Here is a 15,095-nt window from a genome sequence, read left to right on the forward strand (position 1 = left end):
GGACGTGAAGGTGGGTGCGCACGCCTGATGCCGCAAGGGGATCCGCGAGGAGACGCGGGCGTGGGCGCGCCTCAGCGCCCGGCCGGGTCTCCGGCCGCGGCGTCGGGCGTGTCGAGGTAGAAGCGCTTGAGCATGTAGAGGGACGGGCCCGACAGGGTGCTCGCCTCGGTGGCGAGGGCGACCAGGGTCGTGCCGGCATCGAAGCGGCAGGTCAGCCAGTGCTGCCGGTTCCCGTCGGCGTAGTCGACGCGCACCGAATTCGCCGACGGCCCCGGCGCCGCCCGAAGGAGCCGGATCCCGTCCTGCGGCGCGACCGCCGGGAGCGCCCGGCGGCAGGTGGCGACGCGATCCCGGCGCAGGGTGTCCTGGCAGGCGACGAGCCCCCCGAGGAAGCCGACCACGACCGCGGCCCCGAGGAGCCAGCGGTGCCCGCGCTTCACGGATGGTTGCGCAGGCGCTCCGCGACCCGCGGCGCGTGATAGGTGAGGACGCCGTCGGCGCCGGCCCGCTTGAAGGCGAGGAGCGCCTCGACCATCGCGCGGTCGCCGTCGAGCCAGCCGTTGCGGGCGGCCGCCTCGATCATCGCGTACTCGCCCGACACTTGGTAGGCGAAGGTCGGCACCTGGAACTCGTCCCGCACCCGGCGGATGATGTCGAGATAGGGCAGGCCCGGCTTCACCATCACCGAATCCGCGCCCTCGTCGAGGTCGAGTCGGACCTCGCGCAGGGCCTCGGCCGAGTTGCCGGGATCCATCTGGTAGGTGCGCTTGTCGCCGACCAGCGCCGCCTTGGTGCCGATCGCGTCCCGGAACGGCCCGTAGAAGGCGCTGGCGTATTTCGCCGCGTAGGCCATGATCTGCACGTCGAGGAAGCCGGCCTTGTCGAGGCCCGCGCGGATCGCGCCGACGCGCCCGTCCATCATGTCGGAGGGCGCGATGATGTCGGTCCCGGCCTCGGCCTGGATCAGGCTCTGCTCGACGAGGACCGCGACCGTCTCGTCGTTGAGGATCGCGCCGTCCCGCATCAGGCCGTCGTGGCCGTGGCTCGTGTAGGGATCGAGCGCCACGTCGGTCATGATCCCGATCTCGGGCACGGCCCGCTTCACGGCGCGGACCGCCCGGCAGACGAGGTTGTTGGCGTTCAGCGCCTCCGAGCCGGTCGGGTCGCGCAGCGACACCTCCGTGTAGGGGAAGAACGACACCGCCGGGATGCCGAGCTTCGCGGCGCGCTCCGCGTCGCGGACGATCTCGTCCACCGAGAGGCGCTCGACGCCCGGCATCGAGGCGACCGGCTCGCGGCGGCCCTCGCCGTCGATCACGAACATCGGCCAGATCAGGTCGTCGACCGTCAGGGTGTGCTCGCGGACGAGGCGGCGCGACCAGTCGGCTTTCCGGTTCCGGCGCGGGCGCTGGGTGATCTTCAGACCCTCCACGCGGGCGCCCTCGCGAGCGGCCTCCACGGCGAGAGGGCGCGGCTCTGGCAGGGTGTCTGACATGCGGCTTCGCTACCGTTCGCGCGGACCACGCCGCGGATCGTGCGGCGCCCGTGCGCCGGAGGCGATCGACTACCACACCGGGCCGGCGCAACGAAACCCGACCGTTGACGCCGGACGGCGGAACCGCTTCAACCCGGCGACCCCCGCCCGATCGATCAGGATCCCGGCCCTTCGCCATGAACCGGCCCCCACCATCCGCGAGCGCTCGATAGTGCCCAGCTACTTTCCGATCCGGCGCAGGACGCCGCGGCCGGGCGGCATCCCGAGCGACCGCATCGAGCGGGCCCAGGGCCCCGCGTCCGGCACGTGGGACACAGTGCTGATCTGGTTCATGCGGCTCACGGCCCTCGTCTGGCTGCTGAAGAGCGTCTTCGCCTGGGCGACCATCCTCGACGTCCTGCCGGGCGTGCGCCCCTTCGAGGCCGAGCCGTTCGGCCGCCAATCCGCGATCGTCTACTTCGCGGTGATCGACGCCGCGGCGGCGATCGGATTGTGGCTGACGAGCGCCTGGGGCGGCGTGATCTGGTTGCTCGCCGTCACGTCGGCGATGACGCTCGCTGTCCTGACACCGCAACTCTTGCCGTTATCGGTGCCGCTGCTCGTATTCGGAGGCTGTGTTGTGACGTTGTACTTCCTGCTGTCCTGGCTGGCCGCGCAGGAAGCACGGTGAACGAACCGTTCTTGTCTTCATTCAGTTTGTCTTTACCGCGAAGAGTAAATCGCGAATTCATCCTGTCGCTTAAATCGCCTTTCATTCCCGAGCCCTAGCTTAGCCATCATCAACGGCGCCGCATCCAACGGGTGCCGGATCATCGGATGGCGAGGCAGAGATGAAGACCCAGAACGCCCGAGTCGCGCAGGTCGAGGCCCCCGAGGAAGCCGCCTCCACCAAGGGCTCCTACCTCGAGGCGCTGCACCTCGTGGAGCGGCTGCATCGCCGGCTGCTCGACGTGATCAAGGACGAGTTCGAGCGCCGCGGCCGCGAGGACGTCAACAGCGTCCAGGCGCTGCTCCTGTACAACATCGGCGACAAGGAGCTGACCGCGAGCGAGCTGCGGACCAAGGGCTACTACCTGGGCTCCAACGTCTCGTACAACGTGAAGAAGCTTGTCGAGGCCGGCTATCTCCACCACGCCCGCTCGAAGACCGACCGGCGCTCCGTCCGGATCAGCCTGACCGACAAGGGCCGCCAGGTTCACGAGATCATCCAGGGGCTCTACGACAAGCATGCCCGGACGATCACGCCGATTGGCGGGATCTCGGAGGAGGACTTCATTCGCCTGAACCAGGCCCTCACCCGCCTGGAGCGCTTCTGGACCGATCAGATCCGCTACCGCCTCTGAGGCGCGCCCTCAGAGGTTCAGCAGGCCGATGATCCCGGCGATCACCGCGTAGGCGAAGCCGGCGTTGATGGCGACGCCGAACATCCCGATCACGAGACCGCCCAGCACGACCAGACCGTCGCGCTCGACGAGACCGAGCCCGACCAGGCAGACGGCGAGACCCAGCGGGATCTGCCCGACGATGGGCGCGGCCACGATCAGCGCCAGCGCCAGGGCGAGCAGGACGATCCCCATGCCGCGCATGCCGAGCGCGGTCTCGAACACGCTGACGCGGGGGCGCGACCAGCGCTCCAGGCGGCGCAGGATCGGCACCGCGCGGGTGACGGCGCGCCGGACATCCGTTAGGGCGATCGAGCGGCCGAGGAGCATCCGCGGCAGCCACGGCGCCGACATCCCGGCGGCGATCTGGATCGCCACGAGGAGCAGGAGCAGGCCGCAGATCAGCGGGATCGGCGGCGGCATGGGCAGGCAGTTCGGCAGCCCGAGCAGGACCACGAGCAGCGCGAAGGCACGGTCCCGCAGGACCGCGACGATGTCGCCCACGGTGAGGCGCTCGCCCTCCTGGCTCGCCAGCACGGTGAGGACGTCCGACGTTCGTGCACCGGAGGTCAAGGATCTGCCAACCTTCGCTTTCCCGCGGGGGCTCTAGCCGAGAACATCTGGCACGCCAAGCACGGCAGATTCGCGACAGCGCGATGGCGTCCCGCGGGCGGACGCGCGGCGGACGGCCCGCGAAGTCCCGGCCAGCACAGCGCGCGCGCCGACGCACCTTTCCGAAGCAACCTCGTCCCTGCGACCCGAAGATCGGCGCGCGAATCCGACAATTCCGGGGGATCGCGAGCGGATCGCGATGAAACGCGGTTAATTTTCTCTTACCTTCGTCCGTAAACGTCGGAGGCTCGACTGTGCCGAACCAGCGCCCTCGCCCGAAGATCGCTGGACGCGCGCCCGTTCTCGCGGTTCTGCTCGCGGGACAGGCGGCCGTCTCGCACCCCGCCGGCGGCAGCGAGATCGACACGCTGCTGTTCGGCAGCCTCGACGCCGGCGGCGACACCTTCCTGACCGTCGGGGCGAAGGCCGGCCTCACCTCCCTCGCGCAGGACGGGTTCACCGCGCTGGCGAGCGTCGGTGGCGGGCGGCGCGCGGAGTCCGGTCCGGACGGCCCCCGCACGCGCTACACGGTCGCCGCCGCCGCCCTGGCCGGGTACCAGTGGGTCTTCGACTGGGGCGCGGTCGCGGCCTTTGCCGGGCCCGAGATCGCGCGGGAGATGCTGATCGCGGGGCCGCTCTTCGACGCCCTGCCGACGCGCTTCGGGCTCCGGCTCCACGGCGAGGTCTGGGCACGCCCGAGCGAGGCGACGCTGCTCCAGGCGAGCGCCGTCGCGGGGTCGTCCCGCGACAGCCTGTGGGCGCGCCTCGCCTGGGGCTACCGGCTCTGGGAGACCTATCTGGGGCCCGAGGCCGCCCTCTACACGGACGGGACCGGCTACGCGAAGTGGAGCCTCGGCCTGCACGGGACCGACTTCGCCCTCGGCCGGTACAGCTTCCGCGCGTCGGCGGGCCTCCAGTCCGAGAGCGGCCGGGGCCGCGCCTGCCCCTACCTGAGCCTGTCCGTCTGGTCGCCCCTCTGATCGGCGCTCGGCCGGGCTTCGAGGGCGTCGAGGAACGCGGCCGCGTCGCGGCGGATCTCGGCGCGGCGCCTGTCGCCCAGCCCGCGGAGTGTCCGGTACGGCATGGCCATCCGCTGATTGCCCGCCAGCCGGTCCTCGTTCTCGATGAGGAAGTTCCAGTAGAGATAGTTGAACGGGCACGCCTCCGGCCCGGCCTTGACCTTCACGTCGTACGGGCAGGACGCGCAGTAATCGGACATCCGGTCGATATAGGCGCCCGAGGCCGCGTAGGGCTTGGAGCCCATGACGCCGCCGTCGGCCCACAGCACCATGCCGTGGACGTTGGGCAGCTCGACCCACTCGTAGGCGTCCGCGAACACGATCAGGTACCATTCCTCAACCTGAGCCGGGTCGAGGCCGGCGATGAGGGCGAAGTTGCCGGTCACCATCAGGCGCTGGATGTGGTGGGCGTAGGCGTGGGCGCGCGTCTCGGCGACGACCTGCGCGACGCAGTTCAGCGCCGTCTCGCCGGACCAGTAGAACCACGGCAGGTCGCGGCCCGCGCCGAGGGCGTTGCTGTCGCGGTAGGCGGGCATCCGGGCCCAGTAGAGGCCGCGCACGTATTCCCGCCAGCCGAGGATCTGCCGGATGAAGCCCTCGACGCAGTGGAGCGGCGCCGCGCCGTCGCGGTAGGCGCGCTCGGCGGCCCAGCACACCTCCTCGGCGGTGAGCAGCCCGGCGTTGAGGGCGGGCGACAGGAGCGCGTGGTACAGGAACGGCGCGCCGGTCTTCATCGCGTCCTGATAGTCGCCGAAGGTCGGCAGGGCGTCGGCCAGGAAGTGCCGGAGCGCCGCGAGGGCGTCGGCCCGGGTCACCGGCCAGGAGAAGCCGGTGAGATCACCGAAATGGTCGCCGAACTCGGCCTCCACGAGGGCGATGACCGCGCGCGTGACGGAATCGGGCTGGAAGCCGATCCGGTCCGGCGGACGATGCCCCCTGGGCAGGCGCTTGCGGTTCTCGGGGTCGTAGTTCCAGCGGCCGCCCGCGGGCTCGCCGTCGTCCATCAGGAGGCCGGTCCGGCGCCGCATGCCCCGGTAGAAGGTCTCCATCCGCAGGTGATGCCGGCCCTCCGCCCAGCGGGCGAAATCCTCCCGCGGGCACAGGAAGCGGTTGTCGGCACGGATCTCGACCGGGATCGCCAGGGTCTCGCGCCAGTCCTGCATCATCTCCCAGACGCGCCACTCGCCCGGCTCGGTCACCACGACCCGCTCCGGCCGGTGGCGCGCCACGGCGCGCTCCAGCTCGCCGGTGAAGCTGCCGGTGTTGCCCGCGTCGGTGAGGCGCACGTACGCGACCGTGATCCCCTCCGCCTCCAGCTCGGCCGCGAAGTGGCGCATGGCGGCGAACAGGAAGGCGATCTTCTGCTTGTGGTGGCGGACATACGTCGCCTCGTCGCGGACCTCGACGATCAGGACGACGTCGCGCTCGGCGTCGAGGTCGACGAGGCTCGACACCCGGCGGGTCAGCTGATCGCCGAGGACGAAGCGCAGGGTTCCGGACGGCGCGGCGCGGCGTTTCCCAGCCATGCCTAGACCTTCCAGTCCGGAGCGGAGCGTTCGCCATCCGCGGCGCGGCCGAACCCTCCGGTCCCGCCGTCGAAGATCACCCGAACCACGCCGTTCCCCCTTGCCACCGCCGCCGGCCCAATCAAGGTAGGCCCGGGGACGCGGCCGGGCAGGCGGCGGACCCGCGCCCTCCACGTGCACAAGGTCGCAGGCGGCAAGCATGAAGTTCGCGTTCGCCGGCATCGACTTCCTCGGCGGGGTCTTCGAGGGTCTGCTGGACGCCGGCTGGACGCCGGTGAAACTGTTCACGCGCCCCTGCGACGGGGTCTACGACCACAACGAGGTCGTCGTGGCCCGCGCCCGGTCCCTCCGGCTGCCGATCCAGCTCTCGCGGATCCGCGAGCGGGACATCGAGGCGCTCCAGGCCGAGCACGGCCGCGACTGGGCACTCGTGGTCGCGGGCTATCCCTGGCTCATCAAGGGCTGGAAGGGCCGCGCCGCCTACGGCCTCAACTTCCACCCCTCCCCGCTCCCGACGGGCCGCGGCCCCTACCCGCTGTTCCGGGCCGTCCTCGACCGCTACGAGACCTGGGGCGTCACCGCGCACGTGCTCGCCGACGGGTTCGACACCGGCGATATCCTGGCGCAGGAGATCTTCGGCCTGAGCCCCCGCGAGAGCCACGAGACGCTGCTCGCCAAGTGCCAGATGGCGGCGCGCCGCCTCGCCGCGGGCCCCCTCGGCCGCGACCTGCCCAACCGCTGGCGGCGCTCCGAGCCGCAGGGGGACGGCTCCTACTGGCCGCGCGCGACCGACGCCGACCGGACACTCGACTTCCGGCAGGACGTCGAGACGGTCCTGCGCCGGGTGCGGGCCTTCGGCACGGTCGAGACGATCGCGCGGCTCGGCGATGCCCGGGTCTACGTGGCGGAGGCGCAGGGGTGGCAGGAGCGCCACGCGCACACGCCCGGAGCGGTGGTGCACCGCCACCGCCGCCACGTCGTGGTGGCGGCCCTCGACGGGTACGTCCAGCTGACCCGCTGGTCGCCGGTTCCCCTCGCGGAGGCCGGGCAGATCGGCCGCTGACCGGCCCGTCCGGGAACTCGAACGCCGACCCCGATGTTTCCGGCGGCCCGGGCACTCCGCCGGGGCCCCACGGGAGTCCGCCATGTCGACCCGCGCCAGCCTCGCCGCAGCCCTCGGATTCGCCGCGCTCTTCACCGGCTCCGCCCTCGCGCAGGCGGTAATCGTCACGCCCGACGAGTTCGGCCCCGACGACGACGTGGTGGTGCGCGATTACATCGTGCGCCGGCCGGTGGGTCCGGGCCCGATCGTCGGATCGATCCCGCTGCGGCCCGGCAGCATCGTGCCGCCCGACGTGCGGCTCGCGCCCTTCACGGAGGCCCCGAACCCGCGTCTGCGCCGCTTCGGCTACTTCGTGGCGCCGGGCGACAAGATCGTGGTCGTCGATCCCGACACCCGCGCGGTGGTGCGCATCCTGGACCGCTGACGGCCGGCGGCGGCGCTCACCAGTCGCTGAGCACCGCGCGCTTCCAGCGGTCGGGCGCGACGCAGCGGTACTCGTAGGCCTCGTCCCAAGCGTGGTCGCCGGGGGTGCAGGGCGCGCGGCTGCTCGAGGGCGGCCGCGGCAGGCTCTCGCGGAGGGAAGCGGCCTCGATCTGCCCGTTGTCGCTCACGCGCATGACCGGCCCGGCCGCCGTGCCGTAGACCAGATCGCGCCCGTCGAAGCCGAGGCTGCGGGAGAAGCCGCCCTCGCGGTTGCCGTCGAGCCCGATCGCCTGCCCGGCCGCGAGCAGCATCGGGACGCCGGTGAAGCGCGCGGCGGCGGCGTCGATGCCGATGCCGTAGGTCCCCTCCCCCTGGAACGAGATCGCCCGGTCGGTGATGGAGGCGGTGAGGTTGCCCATCAGGATCCCGTAGCCGGTATGGGCGCCCGGAACGCCGCCGGTGGAGATCTGCAGTCCGACCCGCTGGCGGTTGCGGTCGGTGGTCGGCGACTGCGCCGAGACGTCGATCTCGGCGCCGATGCAGGAGGCGACCGGATCGGCCTCGTCGGTCATGTCGACACAGTTGAAATTGCCGGCCCAGGAGGGCCCGACCGGCCCCAGCCCGTTGGGCTCCTTGAAGATCGTGCCGTTGACCGCGACGTTCTGCGCGCCGGTGCTCGCGAGGGCGCGGTTGTGCAACTCGCCCGTGATCGTCCACTCGTAGCCGGCATTGTGCGGGCCGGTGGATCCGAGCGCCCAGAGCGCCTTGTAGGTGTGGGTGGCCTCACCCGACCCCTCCGGCACGTGCCGGTCGACCCGCAGGGTCGAGACCGGATCGAAGCCTTGGGGCCGGTTCCAGAGGAAGACGTGGCCGCCATCGAGGCCCATCACCCCGGTCCCCTGCACGCTGCGGGAGAAATTCGGCGGCCACGGCTGCGGTGCGGACGCCGGATCCGTCGCCGGCGCGGCGCGCGGCGGCTGTCCGGGCGCCTCGGCGGCCGCGACCGTCGGAACGCCGATCGCGAAGCACGCCATCAGGGCGGTGCCGGGGCGGATGCGCATGATCGTCTCCGGATATCCTCTCGGCGCGGCCTCGCCCAGGATCGCACTGGCAGAACCCGCCCGCGGGACCAGATAGGTTACAGCATCGCATCGGCGACGCCGGCCACGGGCGCCCGCGGATGCGGCACCCGCCGCGCCATGGGAGCGAGCCGATGACCGCCCTGCGATTCCTGCGCAATTGGTTCCTGGTGTCGATCCCGCTCGGCCTCCTGATCGGCCGGTTCATCAAGGCCGGCGAAGGGCCGCCGAGACGAGACCGGCGGTGATTACCGGAGACCGGTCCGATAGACAGGGCGCGACTTGCTATTCTGACGCTCGGATGTCGATCATCAATAACATGTTAGCGAATCCGGCGCATTTTTACTGATATCGCGCCATACCGGCCGACCAGGGCAGGAACTTCGGCCGTGTCCCGCAACGCCAGCACCCCTGCCGCCGTCGCGGAACGCCGGGCGACCGAGCGGAGACCCACCGCCCTGCTGGCCTTCGCCCAGCAACGGGACGGCGCGCGCTATCCCTGCCAGGTCATGAACATCTCCGATCGCGGCGCGATGCTGGAGTTCCTGGGTTCGCAGGCGGTGCTGCTGGAGGACGTGTTCGACCTCGTGCTGGCGAGCGCCGAGATGCGCTACGCGGTCCAGCTCGTCTGGCGGAAGGAGCGGACGGTCGGCGTCCTGTTCTGCGGCGAGGCCGTGTGAGAGGTCGACCCTGCGGGCTCAGACCGCGAGCGTCGCCATCAGCGTGAGCCCGACGGCCGGCAGCGCCAGCGCCAGGACCGCGAGGGTGTCGAGGGGTGCGGGCCGGCTCGCCGCGAGCCAGCGACGCTCGGCGAACTTCTCGGCCGCGAACCCGGACAGGACCAGGCCGCAGCCGACGAACGTGACAAGCGCGGACATGGGTCGACCCTTCTTCGCAACGCCGCGCCGTGTGATGCGCCTGACGGGAGTACCCGCGGCGCGGCCATAAAGTTTCACCGCGGCGCGGATACGCCGGCGAAAGCGGCGGCGCGCCGGGAACGCCGCCGGCGCGTTCCCGCCTCTCCCGGGGACGAAGGGGTTGCAATCCCGCGCGGATCCGTCGAGGCGGAAGCCCAGCGTCATCGACGGGATTGTCGCGGGCGGCGGGAGGCCGGAAGCTTTGAAGACGAGCGGCAACGGCGTGGCCGTCGGACACGATGGCTGGCTGTACTGGGTCGGACGCGCCCGCGAGGTCGAAGCCTTCTACGGCGACACCGCGACCTCGCGGCGGATCCTGAAGCGCTGGACGCGGCTCATCGGGCGGCGCGCGCGGCGCCTCGACGACCTCGGGATCCGGCACGTGCACACCGTCGTCCCCGACAAGCTCGCGATCTATCCGGACCTGCTCGGCCGCCCCTTCCCGGGGCTCGACGATCCGCCCGTGGTTCGGCTCGCCCGGCTGGTCGCCGGGGACAGCGGGGCCCCGATGGTCGACCTGCAAGCACCGCTACTGGCGGCGCGAGTCGAGGAGCCCGTCTACCTGCGGACGGACACCCACTGGACCTACCGGGGCTACCTGACGGCGTACCGCGCGCTCTGCGAGGCCCTGGACGCGCCGGTGGCGGCGCACGTCTTCGCCGGAACCAGCGTGACCGAGCGCTTCACCTTCGATCTCGGTGAGAAGCTCGTCCCGCCGGTCGACGAGGCCTACGTCGCCTACGACTTCCCGCGCCACGCGGCACGGATCGACGCGAACGCCCTGGTAGCCGTGCGGGAATCCGGCCGGGCCGTGCGGCCGCGCGGACTGTTCGTCGGATCCCGCGTCGTTCTGAGGAACCCGGAGGCGCCGGATCCGCGCCGCGTGGTGCTGTTCGGCGATTCCTACATCTACAGCCCGGGCGCCCGGCTCACGGCGATGCTGGCCGAGACCTTCGCCGAGGTGCACGCGATCTGGTCGGCGAACATCGACTGGGCCTACGTCGAGGATGTCCGGCCCGACATCGTCGTCTTCGAGATCGCCGAGCGGTTCCTGCGGCAGGTTCCGAACGACCGGATCCGCATCGATCGCTTCGCGGCGTCGCGCGCGCGGCGGGCCGTCCGCCCGACGCTCCGGGAGCGGATCCGGCGCTGGCTGCGCTGAACCCGGCCGCTTCTAAAAGCGAGAGCCCCGCCGCGGTGGCGGCGGGGCTCTGCTCCCTCAGGTGCGCGGCGGCTCAGTAACCGCGGCCGTAATAGCCCGGGCCCCGGTCGAAGGCGCCCGCCGCGGCGGCGCCGGCGGCCGCGCCCGCGATACCGAGACCGATGGCGGCCCCGGTCGACAGGCCGCGGTGACGGCGGTAGCCGAAATCGCGCCGGTGGCCGTAGCCGCGATCGTAGCCGCGGCCGTAGCCGTAGCCGTGGTGGCCGCCGTAGCCGTAGCCATAACCCTGCGCCTGGGCGCCGGTGGCGCCGAGCGCGCCGAGGGACAGGGTGACGGCGGAGATGAGAGCGAGCTTGCGCATCGGTGACTCCTTCGCAGTTGCGTTGGGACCCCAACCCAAAGCGCAACCAGGGGTTCCGATTTTCATGTGGGCAGGGCGCCGACCGCGCCGGATGTCAAAAGTGAGGATCGAGGATGTGGTGAGCGCGCTGGGACTCGAACCCAGGACCTACAGATTAAAAGTCCGTTGCTCTACCAGCTGAGCTACGCGCTCGCGTCCCGGGCCGCGCGGCGGCCCGTCGGGGACGGCGCGTCCGCAATAGGTGAGCGGGACCGGGGGGTCAACACGACGGAGGTGGACAACCCTCAGGCCGCGTCGCCGCGGGTCCGCTCGACGATGTCCCGGGCCTCGTCGAAGGCCGCGTCCGCGTCGAGCTCGGTGGTGTCGAGCCGGACCGCGTCCTCGGCCATGCGCAGGGGGGCGGCGCTGCGCGACGCGTCCCGGGCGTCGCGGGCCTCGATGTCGGCCAGGATCGCCGCGAAGGTCGCTGCCTCGCCGCGGCCGGCCAGCTCGCGGTGGCGGCGGCGGGCACGCTCCTCGGACGAGGCGGTGATGAACAGCTTCACCGCGGCCTCGGGGCACACGACCGTGCCGATGTCGCGCCCGTCGAGCACCGCCCCCTGCGGGTCGGCGGCGAAGCGGCGCTGCCACGCGAGCAGCCCGGCGCGGACCTCCGGCACCGACGAGACGCGGGAGGCCGCCTCGCCCATTGCCCGCTCGCGCAGGCGCGGATCGTCGAGCCGACCGGCGTCGAGGGCCTGGGCCGCCCGCGCCGCGGCGGCGGCATCGTCCAGCGACAGACCGGCGTCGATCAGGGCAAGCGCCACCGCCCGGTAGAGGAGCCCGGTGTCGAGATGCGGCAGGCCGTAATGGTCGGCCAGACGCTTGGCGAGGGTACCCTTGCCGGACGCGGCCGGTCCGTCGATCGCGATGACGAGCGGCATGGCGGTCACGCCCCGATCTGGCCGCCGAGGGCCTGCATGGTCGGAAGGAAGCTCGGGAAGCTCGTGGCGATCATCGCGCCGTCATCCACCGTGACCGGGTTCCGCGCCGCGAGCCCCATCACCAGGAACGCCATGGCGATGCGGTGGTCGAGGTGGGTCGCCACCGTCCCGCCGCCCGGCGCCGCGGTGCCGTCGCCCTCGACCACGAGATCGTCGCCCTCGACCGCGTGGCGGACGCGGTTCGCGGCGAGCCCGGCCGCCACGGCCGCGAGGCGGTCCGATTCCTTCACCCGCAGCTCGTGCAGGCCGTTCATCCGGGTCCGGCCCTCGGCGAAGCTCGCCGCCACCGCCAGCACCGGGTACTCGTCGATCATCGCGGGCGCCCGCTCGGCCGGGACGTCGACGCCGGTCAGGCGGCTCGCGCGCACGCGCAGGTCGGCTACGGTCTCGCCGCCCTCCTCCCGCTCGGCCACGCGCTCGATCTGCGCGCCCATCTCGAGGAGCGTCGTGATCAGCCCGATGCGCAGCGGGTTCATCATCACGCCCTCGATCACCACGTCGGAGCCGGGCACGATCAGCGCCGCCACCAGCGGGAACGCCGCCGAGGAGGGGTCGGCCGGCACCACCACGTCGGTGCCGCGCAGGGTCGGCTGGCCCGTCAGCGCGACCTTGCGGCCGTGGCCGCCCGGACCGTGCGGCTCGACGCTGACCGCGGCGCCGAACAGGCGCAGCATCCGCTCGGTGTGGTCGCGGGTCGCGGCCGCCTCGATCACGGTCGTGACGCCGGGGGCGTTGAGGCCGGCCAGTAGGACCGCCGACTTGATCTGCGCGGAGGCCGCCGGGGTCTCGTAGGTGATCGGGATCGCCTCCCTGGGACCCCGCAGGGTCAGGGGCACGCGTCCGCCCTCGGCCTCGGCCAGGACCTGCGTGCCCATCCGGGTGAGAGGGTCGAGGATGCGGCGCATCGGCCGCGAGCGCAGGGAGGCGTCGCCGTCGAAGGTCGCGGTCACCGGCTGCCCGCCGACCACGCCCATCATCAGCCGCGAACCGGTGCCGGCATTGCCGAAATCGAGAACCTCGGCCGGGTCGCCGAGGCCGCCGATCCCGACGCCCCGGACCCGCCAGCTCCCGGCCCCGAGGCGCTCGACCCCTGCCCCGAGCGCCTTCGCGGCGGCGGCGGTGCGCAGGACGTCGTCGCCCTCCAGCAGGCCCTCGACCCGCGTCTCGCCCTGGCTGAGCAGGCCGAGGATCATCGACCGGTGCGAGATCGACTTGTCGCCGGGCGGGCGCAGGCGTCCGCGCAGCGGGGCGCCCGGCGCGGCGGTGAGGGGCTGGGGGGTCGAATCGTGCGACACGGGACGTCCGTTCGGGCTCTGAGACGTGGGCCTGGATCCGGCGCGTCGCGCGGCCCTGCCGCGGCGCTGCAATCGGACGGTGAAATCGCCGCGCCGTTAACACGGGCACCGCCCGCCGTCATCCATCCGCTGCCCGCGCCGATCCCGGGCGCCGCACGCGGGGGCGCGCCGCCCGAAACGCCCTGCGCGGGCTCGATTGACAGGCGCTTTCACCGCGACTAACGGGGCGCCTCCCCCGAGACAGTACTGACGACGAGGTGTCCGCCCGTGGCCCGACCGGAACTTGGCTTGAAGCGCCAGTGCATGAGCTGCGGCGCGAAGTTCTACGACCTCGCCCGCGATCCCGCGGTCTGCCCGAAATGCGGCGCGGTCTATCAGGCGGTGGCCACCTCCAGCCGTGCGGCCCCCCCGGCGCTGTCGCGGGGCCCGGCCAACACCGACGATGAGGACGAGACGGACGAGAAGGGCCCGGAGATGGTCTCCCTCGACGAGGTCGAGGCCGCCGAGGACGACGCCGATCCCACGCCCGAGGACGACTCGGTCGAGGACGGGGAATCCTCCGACGACGATACCTTCCTGGAGGAAGAGGATTCCGGCGACGACGACGTCTCCGACCTGATCGACGGCGATATCGAGAACGACGAGGAGGGCTGAGGCGGCCTCCGTCTCTCCCGACCAAAAACCCCCGGCGGCAGCGAAAAAGGGGGTTGAGTCCGCGATGCGAGCCGCCTATAGAACCGGCCTCGCCGACCGCGACCCGGACCGGCGAGACCCCGCGGTACCCAAACCGCGGTGGATGTAAAAAGTGGGGCCTTAGCTCAGCTGGGAGAGCGCTTCCATGGCATGGAAGAGGTCATCGGTTCGATCCCGTTAGGCTCCACCATTCCTCGCGTGCGCGACGCGGCCGTCCCGGCCTTCCGCGCTATCAGGCAGATCCCCACAGCACCGTCCCTGCGCGCAGCGAAGCGATCCCGTAGGCGCGACGACTGAGGTCGCGCGGTCCTGAGTCACCACGCGTTGCTCGTGATGGCGGAGAGGACATCGCCCGAGGGTTTCAGGCGGAACCCGTCCCGGCCGACCAGGCCCGCATCGGGACTCCTCGCTGTATCAATCCGGCTCAGCGGGTCAGGTGACCGAGCGGCAGCGCGGTCGTGTACTTCACCTGCCCCAGGGCGAAGCTCGAGCGGATGTTGGCCACGCCGGGGATCCGCGTGAGGTGGTCGAGGACGAGCTTCTGGTACTGGCCCAGATCCTCGACGACGACGCGCAGCATGTAGTCGGCCTCGCCGCTCATCAGGTAGCACTCCATCACCTCCGGGCGGCTGCGCACCGCCTCGTCGAAGGCCTGGAGCGCGGCCTGGGTCTGCTTCTCAAGCGACACGTGGACGAAGACGTTGACCGCGAGCCCGAGGCTCAGCGGGTCGACCACCGCCACGCAGCCGCGGATCACCCCCGCCTCCTTCAGGTCGTTGACGCGTCGCCAGCACGGCGACGTCGACAGGCCGACCCGCTCCGCGAGATCCGCGATGCTGATCTCGCTGTCCTGCTGCAGGCACTCGAGGATGCGCAGGCTCGCGGCGTCGAGGGCGGCCGGTCGGGCGGGCATGCGATCGGTCTCCGGTCGGGAGCCGCGTGCGCGGTCCGGGGCGCAGGATGCGGCATGTTTTGCCGCCTACAGCCCGCATCTCGGAATATCAATCCGCGAGCCCCGGCATCGCGGCAAATATCCGGCATGTCCCGCCGCCGCGATCCTCGTATGATCGCGCCGACCAGGGAGG

Annotated in this window: 18 protein-coding genes and 2 tRNA genes; 9 read left to right on the top strand and 11 right to left on the bottom strand. The window is 71.8% G+C overall.

Features of this window, described 5'->3' with window-relative positions; genetic code table 11:
- Window positions 1-71: 71 nt before the first annotated feature.
- Both H288_RS0112140 and hemB read right to left on the bottom strand, forming a co-directional pair.
- Window positions 72-440: a hypothetical protein gene (locus tag H288_RS0112140; RefSeq protein ID WP_020092850.1), complete on the bottom strand. Its 369-nt coding sequence runs from the start codon at window positions 438-440 to the stop codon at window positions 72-74.
- The gene (gene hemB / locus H288_RS0112145) at window positions 437-1,495 is read right to left on the bottom strand and encodes a porphobilinogen synthase (protein WP_026604877.1); all 1,059 of its coding nucleotides are present in this window, start codon (window positions 1,493-1,495) and stop codon (window positions 437-439) included. Before hemB ends, H288_RS0112140 begins: the two co-directional genes overlap by 4 nt.
- A 259-nt stretch (window positions 1,496-1,754) precedes the next feature.
- On the opposite strand from hemB, the gene H288_RS36400 reads away from it, so the two are divergent.
- Together H288_RS36400 and H288_RS0112155 are read left to right on the top strand one after the other, a co-directional pair.
- The gene (locus H288_RS36400; protein ID WP_042672025.1) at window positions 1,755-2,165 is read left to right on the top strand and encodes a DUF6163 family protein; all 411 of its coding nucleotides are present in this window, start codon (window positions 1,755-1,757) and stop codon (window positions 2,163-2,165) included.
- A gap of 160 nt (window positions 2,166-2,325) precedes the next feature.
- Window positions 2,326-2,838: a winged helix DNA-binding protein gene (locus H288_RS0112155; RefSeq protein WP_020092854.1), complete on the top strand. Its 513-nt coding sequence runs from the start codon at window positions 2,326-2,328 to the stop codon at window positions 2,836-2,838.
- A 9-nt stretch (window positions 2,839-2,847) separates the two neighbouring features.
- Here the strand turns inward: H288_RS0112155 and H288_RS0112160 are convergent, their stop codons facing one another.
- Window positions 2,848-3,450, bottom strand: coding sequence for an exopolysaccharide biosynthesis protein (locus H288_RS0112160; protein WP_267965786.1), 603 nt, complete (start codon window positions 3,448-3,450; stop codon window positions 2,848-2,850).
- 293 nt (window positions 3,451-3,743) lie between these two features.
- Between H288_RS0112160 and bcsS the strand changes: the two genes are divergently transcribed.
- On the top strand, window positions 3,744-4,469 hold the full coding sequence (gene bcsS, locus H288_RS0112165) for a cellulose biosynthesis protein BcsS (RefSeq protein WP_020092856.1): 726 nt from the start codon (window positions 3,744-3,746) through the stop codon (window positions 4,467-4,469).
- Here bcsS and H288_RS0112170 read toward each other — a convergent pair.
- Window positions 4,436-6,034, bottom strand: coding sequence for a cryptochrome/photolyase family protein (locus H288_RS0112170; protein WP_020092857.1), 1,599 nt, complete (start codon window positions 6,032-6,034; stop codon window positions 4,436-4,438). The two genes, bcsS and H288_RS0112170, sit on opposite strands and share 34 nt — an antisense overlap.
- 199 nt (window positions 6,035-6,233) lie before the next feature.
- Between H288_RS0112170 and H288_RS0112175 the strand changes: the two genes are divergently transcribed.
- Both H288_RS0112175 and H288_RS0112180 read left to right on the top strand, forming a co-directional pair.
- Window positions 6,234-7,097 carry a formyltransferase family protein gene (locus H288_RS0112175; RefSeq protein WP_020092858.1) on the top strand — a complete coding sequence of 288 codons (864 nt, stop codon included), beginning with the start codon at window positions 6,234-6,236 and terminating at the stop codon, window positions 7,095-7,097.
- Window positions 7,098-7,179: 82 nt separating this feature from the next.
- Window positions 7,180-7,521 (top strand): hypothetical protein, encoded by a 342-nt coding sequence (locus tag H288_RS0112180; RefSeq protein ID WP_020092859.1) that lies wholly within the window; start codon window positions 7,180-7,182, stop codon window positions 7,519-7,521.
- A 16-nt stretch (window positions 7,522-7,537) separates the two neighbouring features.
- Here H288_RS0112180 and H288_RS0112185 read toward each other — a convergent pair whose 3' ends face one another.
- A complete protein-coding gene (locus tag H288_RS0112185; RefSeq protein ID WP_020092860.1) occupies window positions 7,538-8,581 on the bottom strand; it encodes a hypothetical protein in 1,044 nt (347 codons plus the stop codon).
- 407 nt (window positions 8,582-8,988) lie between these two features.
- Between H288_RS0112185 and H288_RS0112195 the strand changes: the two genes are divergently transcribed.
- Entirely contained in the window at window positions 8,989-9,279 is a 291-nt protein-coding gene (locus H288_RS0112195) for a PilZ domain-containing protein (RefSeq protein WP_020092862.1), read from the top strand.
- Between the two features lie 18 nt (window positions 9,280-9,297).
- Here H288_RS0112195 and H288_RS0112200 read toward each other — a convergent pair whose 3' ends face one another.
- Window positions 9,298-9,477 carry a hypothetical protein gene (locus tag H288_RS0112200; protein ID WP_020092863.1) on the bottom strand — a complete coding sequence of 60 codons (180 nt, stop codon included), beginning with the start codon at window positions 9,475-9,477 and terminating at the stop codon, window positions 9,298-9,300.
- Between the two features lie 262 nt (window positions 9,478-9,739).
- On the opposite strand from H288_RS0112200, the gene H288_RS0112205 reads away from it, so the two are divergent.
- The gene (locus H288_RS0112205; RefSeq protein ID WP_245274493.1) at window positions 9,740-10,678 is read left to right on the top strand and encodes a hypothetical protein; all 939 of its coding nucleotides are present in this window, start codon (window positions 9,740-9,742) and stop codon (window positions 10,676-10,678) included.
- Window positions 10,679-10,751: 73 nt separating this feature from the next.
- Here H288_RS0112205 and H288_RS0112210 read toward each other — a convergent pair whose 3' ends face one another.
- From H288_RS0112210 to aroA, 4 genes are all read right to left on the bottom strand, one after another.
- A complete protein-coding gene (locus tag H288_RS0112210; RefSeq protein WP_012322505.1) occupies window positions 10,752-11,039 on the bottom strand; it encodes a hypothetical protein in 288 nt (95 codons plus the stop codon).
- Window positions 11,040-11,155: 116 nt separating this feature from the next.
- Window positions 11,156-11,231 (bottom strand) — tRNA-Lys (locus tag H288_RS0112215).
- Window positions 11,232-11,323: 92 nt separating this feature from the next.
- On the bottom strand, window positions 11,324-11,962 hold the full coding sequence (gene cmk, locus H288_RS0112220) for a (d)CMP kinase (protein WP_051123743.1): 639 nt from the start codon (window positions 11,960-11,962) through the stop codon (window positions 11,324-11,326).
- A 5-nt stretch (window positions 11,963-11,967) separates the two neighbouring features.
- A complete protein-coding gene (aroA, locus tag H288_RS0112225; protein ID WP_020092866.1) occupies window positions 11,968-13,317 on the bottom strand; it encodes a 3-phosphoshikimate 1-carboxyvinyltransferase in 1,350 nt (449 codons plus the stop codon).
- A 267-nt stretch (window positions 13,318-13,584) separates the two neighbouring features.
- Between aroA and H288_RS0112230 the strand changes: the two genes are divergently transcribed.
- Together H288_RS0112230 and H288_RS0112235 are read left to right on the top strand one after the other, a co-directional pair.
- Window positions 13,585-13,971 (top strand): TIGR02300 family protein, encoded by a 387-nt coding sequence (locus H288_RS0112230; RefSeq protein ID WP_026604880.1) that lies wholly within the window; start codon window positions 13,585-13,587, stop codon window positions 13,969-13,971.
- Between the two features lie 153 nt (window positions 13,972-14,124).
- A tRNA-Ala gene (locus tag H288_RS0112235) sits at window positions 14,125-14,200 on the top strand.
- A gap of 234 nt (window positions 14,201-14,434) precedes the next feature.
- Here the strand turns inward: H288_RS0112235 and H288_RS0112240 are convergent.
- A complete protein-coding gene (locus H288_RS0112240; RefSeq protein WP_020092868.1) occupies window positions 14,435-14,923 on the bottom strand; it encodes an Lrp/AsnC family transcriptional regulator in 489 nt (162 codons plus the stop codon).
- Between the last annotated feature and the right edge of the window lie 172 nt (window positions 14,924-15,095).

The sequence above is a fragment of the Methylobacterium sp. 285MFTsu5.1 genome (genome assembly GCF_000383455.1).
Taxonomy (GTDB): Bacteria; Pseudomonadota; Alphaproteobacteria; order Rhizobiales; family Beijerinckiaceae; genus Methylobacterium.

Bases quoted from the DNA above. Each gene is read 5' to 3' on its own strand.
- hemB (WP_026604877.1), bottom strand. From the start codon at position 1,495: ATGTCAGACACCCTGCCAGAGCCGCGCCCTCTCGCCGTGGAGGCCGCT.
- H288_RS0112155 (WP_020092854.1), top strand. From the start codon at position 2,326: ATGAAGACCCAGAACGCCCGAGTCGCGCAGGTCGAGGCCCCCGAGGAA.
- H288_RS0112170 (WP_020092857.1), bottom strand. From the start codon at position 6,034: ATGGCTGGGAAACGCCGCGCCGCGCCGTCCGGAACCCTGCGCTTCGTC.
- H288_RS0112175 (WP_020092858.1), top strand. From the start codon at position 6,234: ATGAAGTTCGCGTTCGCCGGCATCGACTTCCTCGGCGGGGTCTTCGAG.
- H288_RS0112180 (WP_020092859.1), top strand. From the start codon at position 7,180: ATGTCGACCCGCGCCAGCCTCGCCGCAGCCCTCGGATTCGCCGCGCTC.
- H288_RS0112185 (WP_020092860.1), bottom strand. From the start codon at position 8,581: ATGCGCATCCGCCCCGGCACCGCCCTGATGGCGTGCTTCGCGATCGGC.
- H288_RS0112200 (WP_020092863.1), bottom strand. From the start codon at position 9,477: ATGTCCGCGCTTGTCACGTTCGTCGGCTGCGGCCTGGTCCTGTCCGGG.
- H288_RS0112210 (WP_012322505.1), bottom strand. From the start codon at position 11,039: ATGCGCAAGCTCGCTCTCATCTCCGCCGTCACCCTGTCCCTCGGCGCG.
- cmk (WP_051123743.1), bottom strand. From the start codon at position 11,962: ATGCCGCTCGTCATCGCGATCGACGGACCGGCCGCGTCCGGCAAGGGT.
- H288_RS0112240 (WP_020092868.1), bottom strand. From the start codon at position 14,923: ATGCCCGCCCGACCGGCCGCCCTCGACGCCGCGAGCCTGCGCATCCTC.